The following is a 6,227-nucleotide window of genomic DNA, read 5'->3' on the forward strand; positions in this document are numbered from 1 at the left end:
ACGATAGGGAGGGGCGATGGGGATTCGATCGCGGCCTATTCTCCCTCTCCCCTTGTGGGAGAGGGAAGGGGCCCAAGCCGCAGGCTTGGGAAGGGTGAGGGGGATACGCGCTTATAAGCGTTCCGAGCCTCACTCCCCCTCATCCGGCCCTTCGGGCCACCTTCTCCCACAAGGGGAGAAGGGTTTTGGGTCGTCCCTCCCATGCTAGGATTCGCCATCCTTGGTTGGGTGCTGCTGGTATCGGCCGCGGCAGGTATACTCTACACAGTTGCCGCACTGATCGTTTTCCGACGATTCTTTGCACCGGAACCAGCATCGCCACGGCGCAGCGATGCCGTCACGCTGCTCAAGCCGCTCCACGGCGCCGAGCCCCTGCTGGCGGCGAATCTCGCGAGCTTCCTCACCCAGGATCATGACGGCCCGATCCAGCTCCTCTGCGGCGTCCAGCGCAGCGATGATCGCGCGATCGGGGTGGTCGAAAGGCTGAAGACCGCTCGTGAAACAGCGATCGATCTCGTCATCGACTCCGCCAGCCACGGCGCGAGCGGCAAGATCTCCAACCTGATCAACATGATGCCCCGCGCCGCACATCCAATCCTGATCCTCAGCGACAGCGACATGGTCGTTGCGCCCGACTATCTCCCGCACCTGCTTGCGGCGCTGGACCAGCCCGATACCGGCGCGGTAACCTGTCTCTATCGGGGGCGCGGCGACGTCGGATTCTGGTCGCGGCTCGGCGCGGCCGGGCTCAGCTACCAGTTCCTGCCCGGCGCGGTGTTCGGCGTCGCGCTCGGGCTGGCGCGGCCCTGCATGGGATCGACGATCGCGATGCGGCGCGAAACGCTCGACCGGATCGGCGGCTTCGCGCGTTTCGTCGACGTGCTGGCCGATGATTATGCGATCGGCGCGGCGATCCACGCCCTTGGGCTCGAGGTCGCAGTGCCGCCGATGCTCGTCACCCATGGCTCGGCCGAGCGAAGCTTTGCCGAGCTGTGGCGCCATGAGCTGCGGTGGGGCGCGACGGTGCGGGGTGTCGTGCCCGGCGCCTATGCCGGATCGGTGATCGGCATGCCGCTGCCGCTCGCTTTGCTCGGCAGCGTGCTGGCGCCCGCTCACGCGATCGGCGCCCTGATTGTCGCTTTGTCGCTCCTCGCGCGGACGGCAATGGCTCTCGCTGTGGATCGTCAGGCGCGCGCGCGGACCGCCCCGCTCTGGCTGCTACCGGTGCGCGATTGCCTCACTTTCGCAATATTCGTCGCAACCTTCTTCACCCGTTCGGTTGATTGGCGCGGACAACGGCTTAGAATGGGAGCAGACGGCCGGATCACGGCCGATCCGGAGATTTCCGCATGATGCGTACCTTGTTTCTGCAGGCCCCCTCGTTCGACGGTTATGACGGGGGTGCCGGCGCGCGCTATCAGATGAAGCGCGAGGTGAAGTCCTTCTGGTATCCGACCTGGCTCGCCCAGCCGGCGGCGATGGTCGAAGGCTCGAAGCTGATCGACGCGCCTGCCCACGATCAGAGCTGGGACGATATCTGCCACGAGTTCGACGATCGCGACCTCGTCATCCTCCACACCTCGACGCCGAGCTTCGGCCAGGACATCCGCACGGCCGCGCTGATCAAGGAGCGCAACCCGAAGATCCTGATCGGCTTCGTCGGCGCCAAGGTCGCGGTCGAGCCAGACAAGAGCCTTGCCGCGACGCCGCACGTCGATTTCGTCGCGCGCGAGGAATATGATTTTACCATCCTCGAAATCGCCCAGGGCAATCCGCTCGCCACGGTCGACGGCATCACATGGCGCGCGCCCGACGGCGCGTTCGTGCGCAACAAGGATCGCGCGATCATCGAAGACATGGACGTCCTCCCGATGGTCTCGCCGGTCTACAAGCGCGATCTCACCATCGAGAAATATTTCGGCGGCTATCTGCTCCATCCCTATGTCAGCTTCTACACCGGGCGCGGCTGCAAGAGCCGCTGCACCTTCTGCCTGTGGCCGCAGACGATCAGCGGGCATAATTACCGCTTCCGCTCGGTCCCCAAGGTGATCGAGGAAGTGAAATATATCCTGGAGAATATTCCCGAGACCAAGGAGATCTTCTTCGACGACGATACGCTGACCGACAATCATGCCCGCGTCGAGGAGCTGGCGATCGCGCTCGGCCAGCTCGGTTTCGGCAAGAAGGGCTTCCCCGTGTCGTGGAGCTGCAACGCGAAGGCCAATGTACCGCGCAAGACGCTCGAAGTGCTGAAGGCGAACGGCCTGCGGTTGCTGCTGGTCGGCTATGAGAGCGGCAACCAGCAGATCCTGCACAACATCAAGAAGGGTCTGCGCACTGATGTCGCGCGGCAGTTCACCAAGGATTGCCACGAGCTCGGCATCGTCATCCACGGCACCTTCATCCTCGGCCTACCCGGCGAGACTGAGGAGACGATCGAGGAGACGATCAACTATGCCAAGGAAATCGATCCGCACACCATCCAGGTGTCGCTGGCGGCGCCTTATCCCGGCACCTTCCTGTACAAGCAGGCGACCGAAAATGGCTGGTTCGACGGGACCGATCACCTGCTGACCGACGGCGGCAACCAGATCGCACAGCTCAGCTATCCGCATCTGCCGGCGAGCGTGATCTTCGACAAGGTCGAGGAATTCTACAAACGCTTCTATTTCCGCCCCTCCAAGATCTGGTCGATCGTGTCCGAGATGCTGCGCGACTGGAACATGATGAAGCGGCGCCTGCGCGAGGGTGTGGAGTTTTTCGATTTCCTGCGCCGCCGGAAGGAAGCCACCTGACACGAGGTGAGAAGCGCCTGATCGTCACCGCCGACGATTTCGGGGCGGCGGTCGCCGTCAACGAGGCGATCGAGCAGGCGCACCGGGGCGGCGTGCTGACCGCGGCGAGCCTGATGGTGTCGGGCGATGCCGCGGCCGATGCGGTGGAACGCGCCAGAGCGATGCCGTCGCTCGGCGTCGGTCTCCATCTCGTGCTCGTCGAGGGGCGTCCCACCCTGCCGCCGGAACAGGTGCCCGATCTGGTCGACAGCTCCGGCCATTTCCGCACCGACATGGTCGGCGCCGGCATCACCATCTTCACCAGGCCCGGCGCGCGGCGTCAGCTTCTAGCCGAGGTCGAGGCGCAGTTCGCGGCGTTTGCGGCGACCGGCCTGCCGCTCGATCACGTCAACGCGCACAAACATTTCCACCTTCACCCGACCATCGCCTCGACAATCCTGCGGACAGGAAAGCGCTTCGGCATGAGATCGGTCCGCGCGCCCGTCGAGCCGCGCGCGGTGCTCGCGCAGATCGAGCCCGGCACCGGCGGGATCGATGTGGCGCATCTCTGGGCGCTGCTCGTTCGCCGCCGGATGCGCGCCGCGGGCATGACGGTGCCTGACCAGGTGCTCGGCCTTGCCTGGTCGGGCGCGATCGACGCAACGCGGCTGCGCGGGTTGATCGACCATCTTCCCGACGGGCTGACCGAAATCTACACCCACCCCGCGACCGACGACGCCTATCCCGGCCACGCCCCGGGCTACGCCTATCGCGGCGAGCTCGCCGCACTTCTCGATCCTCTTGCACGCGCGGCGATCCTGCGCGAGAGCATTGCCATGGGGTGCTTTGCGGATTTTGCGTGAGACAGTGCCATGAACATCGCCACGGGCCATCATCAGTTCGAACACCAGCCCATCCCGAGCGGGCCGATCCCGCTGGGCAGCGAAGCGCACAAGGCGCTTTTCTGTCGCACCCTGCTCGAAACCCATGATCCCTATCGCCCGGCGCTGATCGACTGGCCCGAGCTCGAGCCCGACACGCGCGACAAGATCGTCTCGCTGCCGATCTGGGACATCGCCGTCGCGACCGAGGGCCGCGCCGGCATGAACGTCAAGACCTATGGCGAAGGCGTGGTCGATCCGCTGCTCAAGGCGGCGATCGACATGAACGGCTTCGAGGAAAGCCGGCACAAGATCGTCCTTGCCGACATGGTCCAGGCTTATGGCATCGAGCTTGCCCCCGAGCCCGAGTACAAGCGCCCGCGCGACCCCGAATTCTCCTTCATGCGCACCGGCTATTCCGAATGCATCGACAGCTTCTTCGGCTTCGGCCTGTTCAAGCTCGCCAAGGATTCGGGCTTCTTCCCGGAAGAGCTGGTCGAGACCTTCGAGCCGGTGATGCGTGAAGAGGGGCGCCACATCCTGTTCTTCGTCAACTGGGTGGCGTGGTGGCGGCGGACCATGCCCTTCTGGCGCCGCCCCTGGTTCGAGATGAAGGTCTTCGCTGTATGGCTGGTGCTGATCCTCGAACGGGTGAGCATGGCGCGCGGCATGGGCGACAACACCAAGGCGCAGGAGAACAACTTCACCCTCAACGGTTCGAAGGAGCTTGGGGTCGAGGTGAGTTTTCCCGAGCTCGCGCAGATTTGCCTTGCCGAGAATGACCGGCGGCTTGCACCCTATGATCAACGGCTGATCCGGCCGCGATTCGTGCCCGCGATGATGCGGCTCGCATTGCGTTTCACGGGCAAGGCCAAGGGAGAGACTGGCTGAAAAACCTTGCACGCGCGGGCATGCTGCTGGCGACCCTGGGGGGCTTGGCCGCGGCGATCTGGGCATTCGGCTCGACCGGTTTCGGCAGCGTCATCGCTGTCGCCGGGCGGATCGGGTTCGCCGGTTTCCTGATCTATTGCCTCTATTCGATCGGCGTGTTCGCGATCCTCGGCGGCGCGTGGCTTGCTGTCGCGCCGGGCGAGCCGCTCGACCGACTCGGCCGCTTCACCTGGGCGCGGATGGTGCGCGAGGCGGTGTCCGACCTGTTGCCCTTTTCGCAGATCGGCGGCATCGTCGTCGGCATACGAACGCTGACCCTCCACCGCATGCTGGCGTCGCGGGTCTATGCCTCTTTCGTCGTCGACCTTACGACCGAAATGGCGGCGCAACTCGTCTTCACCTTGTTCGGGCTCGCCATGATGGTCTCGATGCTGGTCCAGGGTGGCAATGCAGTCGCCTTGCGCCCGCTGATCCTCGGCGGCACCGCGGTGATGGTGGCAGTGATGGTGATGTTCTTCACCGCCCAGCGCCCGGCGCTCGGCCTTGCCGGCCGCATCGCCCAGCAGTTCCTGCCCGGATCGGTGATGGCGATGACCGGCATCACTGACGAGATGCGGCGGATCTATGGGCAGCCGCGACGGACGGCATTGGGATTTGCTCTCAATCTCGCTGGCTGGACCGCCACGGCGATCGGCAGTTGGATCGTCCTGCTGATGATGGGCGTCCATATCTCCATCTGGTCCGCCCTTTCGATCGAGAGCCTGATCTTCACGCTCAGGAGCGTCGCCTTCGCCATTCCCGGCGCGATCGGCGTGCAGGAGGCAGCCTATGCGCTGGCTGGCCCCTTGTTCGGCCTGCCCGCCGAAACCGCGCTCGCTCTATCGCTGGCCAAGCGCGCGCGCGATGTCGGCCTTGGCCTGCCCACATTGCTGGCCTGGCAATTCGGCGAGGCACGGGCAGTGGTACGGGACGTACGCAAGGTGTCGGGAGGACGGCAGTCATTGCCGGAAATCCCGGCGGAGTGACGAAGGCGCGGGCTTATGCTCCGGAATCGACCGGTTCATGGCGCGCGCCTATAGGCTCGGCGTCGGTCGGGAGAAGATCAGGCCGGGTGAATCTGCTCATCATCATGACGACCGCGCGGGCGAGCAGCCCGGCCGCGGCCAAACATGCGAGCAAGACGCCATACGGACCTCACCCCAGCGCCAATCAGGGCGGATACGTTCAACGGCGCGCTGGCTATGGAGACGCGCCCGACGTAGCGCGGCGCGAAGAAATCAGTCCGGAAGGGTTGCTCGGAATTCCATCGCTGCCAACTCGACTGGCGCGCCGACGCGATCATGATCGGGGGCGCCGGTATGAACGTCAGAAGCGATCGAGTGGCAGCTAGGCGGCCCGGCCCCTCAGGCGGCCCCATCATCTGGATCCTGAACGACGCATAGGCGACGGATGCGGCGGCCCGTGAGGCATTGATGATGCGGTCCATGGCGGTCGATTATGTGCGCCGTTGGCACGCCGTACCGCGATAATGATGGAAAGAAGCAGGTAATTTCTGCCCAGCCTGGCAGGCGCAGCATGCTGTGGAGCGATCAGCGCCGTTCTTCGTGTCAGAAAGTAAGCGCTAAAACACCCCCACGAGGGGCCTCATGCGGCTTTGGCGATCTCGGGATGTGCGGCGGCG

The 6,227-nt window shown here is 64.8% G+C and carries 6 protein-coding genes; 5 read left to right on the plus strand and 1 reads right to left on the minus strand.

Annotated elements, in window-relative coordinates; genetic code table 11:
- The first annotated feature begins 201 nt into the window (after positions 1-201).
- Genes hpnI through ABD050_RS18765 form a run of 5 tightly spaced genes read left to right on the plus strand, consistent with a single transcriptional unit; the run spans position 202 to position 5,571 of the window.
- A complete protein-coding gene (hpnI, locus tag ABD050_RS18745) occupies positions 202-1,353 on the plus strand; it encodes a bacteriohopanetetrol glucosamine biosynthesis glycosyltransferase HpnI (RefSeq protein WP_343891016.1) in 1,152 nt (383 codons plus the stop codon).
- Complete coding sequence (hpnJ, locus tag ABD050_RS18750; protein WP_343891017.1) at positions 1,350-2,795, plus strand: hopanoid biosynthesis associated radical SAM protein HpnJ; 1,446 nt, start codon at positions 1,350-1,352, stop codon at positions 2,793-2,795. The genes hpnI and hpnJ overlap by 4 nt, the downstream gene beginning before the upstream one ends.
- On the plus strand, positions 2,792-3,637 hold the full coding sequence (gene hpnK / locus ABD050_RS18755) for a hopanoid biosynthesis-associated protein HpnK (RefSeq protein ID WP_343891025.1): 846 nt from the start codon (positions 2,792-2,794) through the stop codon (positions 3,635-3,637). The genes hpnJ and hpnK overlap by 4 nt, the downstream gene beginning before the upstream one ends.
- 9 nt (positions 3,638-3,646) lie before the next feature.
- Positions 3,647-4,546, plus strand: a complete 900-nt coding sequence (locus tag ABD050_RS18760; protein WP_343891018.1) for a ferritin-like domain-containing protein — start codon at positions 3,647-3,649, stop codon at positions 4,544-4,546.
- Between the two features lie 20 nt (positions 4,547-4,566).
- Complete coding sequence (locus tag ABD050_RS18765) at positions 4,567-5,571, plus strand: lysylphosphatidylglycerol synthase domain-containing protein (RefSeq protein WP_343891019.1); 1,005 nt, start codon at positions 4,567-4,569, stop codon at positions 5,569-5,571.
- Positions 5,572-5,648: 77 nt separating this feature from the next.
- On the opposite strand, the gene ABD050_RS18770 is transcribed toward ABD050_RS18765, so the two are convergent.
- Positions 5,649-6,032 carry a hypothetical protein gene (locus ABD050_RS18770; RefSeq protein ID WP_343891020.1) on the minus strand — a complete coding sequence of 128 codons (384 nt, stop codon included), beginning with the start codon at positions 6,030-6,032 and terminating at the stop codon, positions 5,649-5,651.
- Positions 6,033-6,227 lie beyond the last annotated feature (195 nt).

Source organism: Sphingomonas oligophenolica (genome assembly GCF_039522915.1).
Lineage (GTDB): Bacteria > Pseudomonadota > Alphaproteobacteria > Sphingomonadales > Sphingomonadaceae > Sphingomonas > Sphingomonas oligophenolica.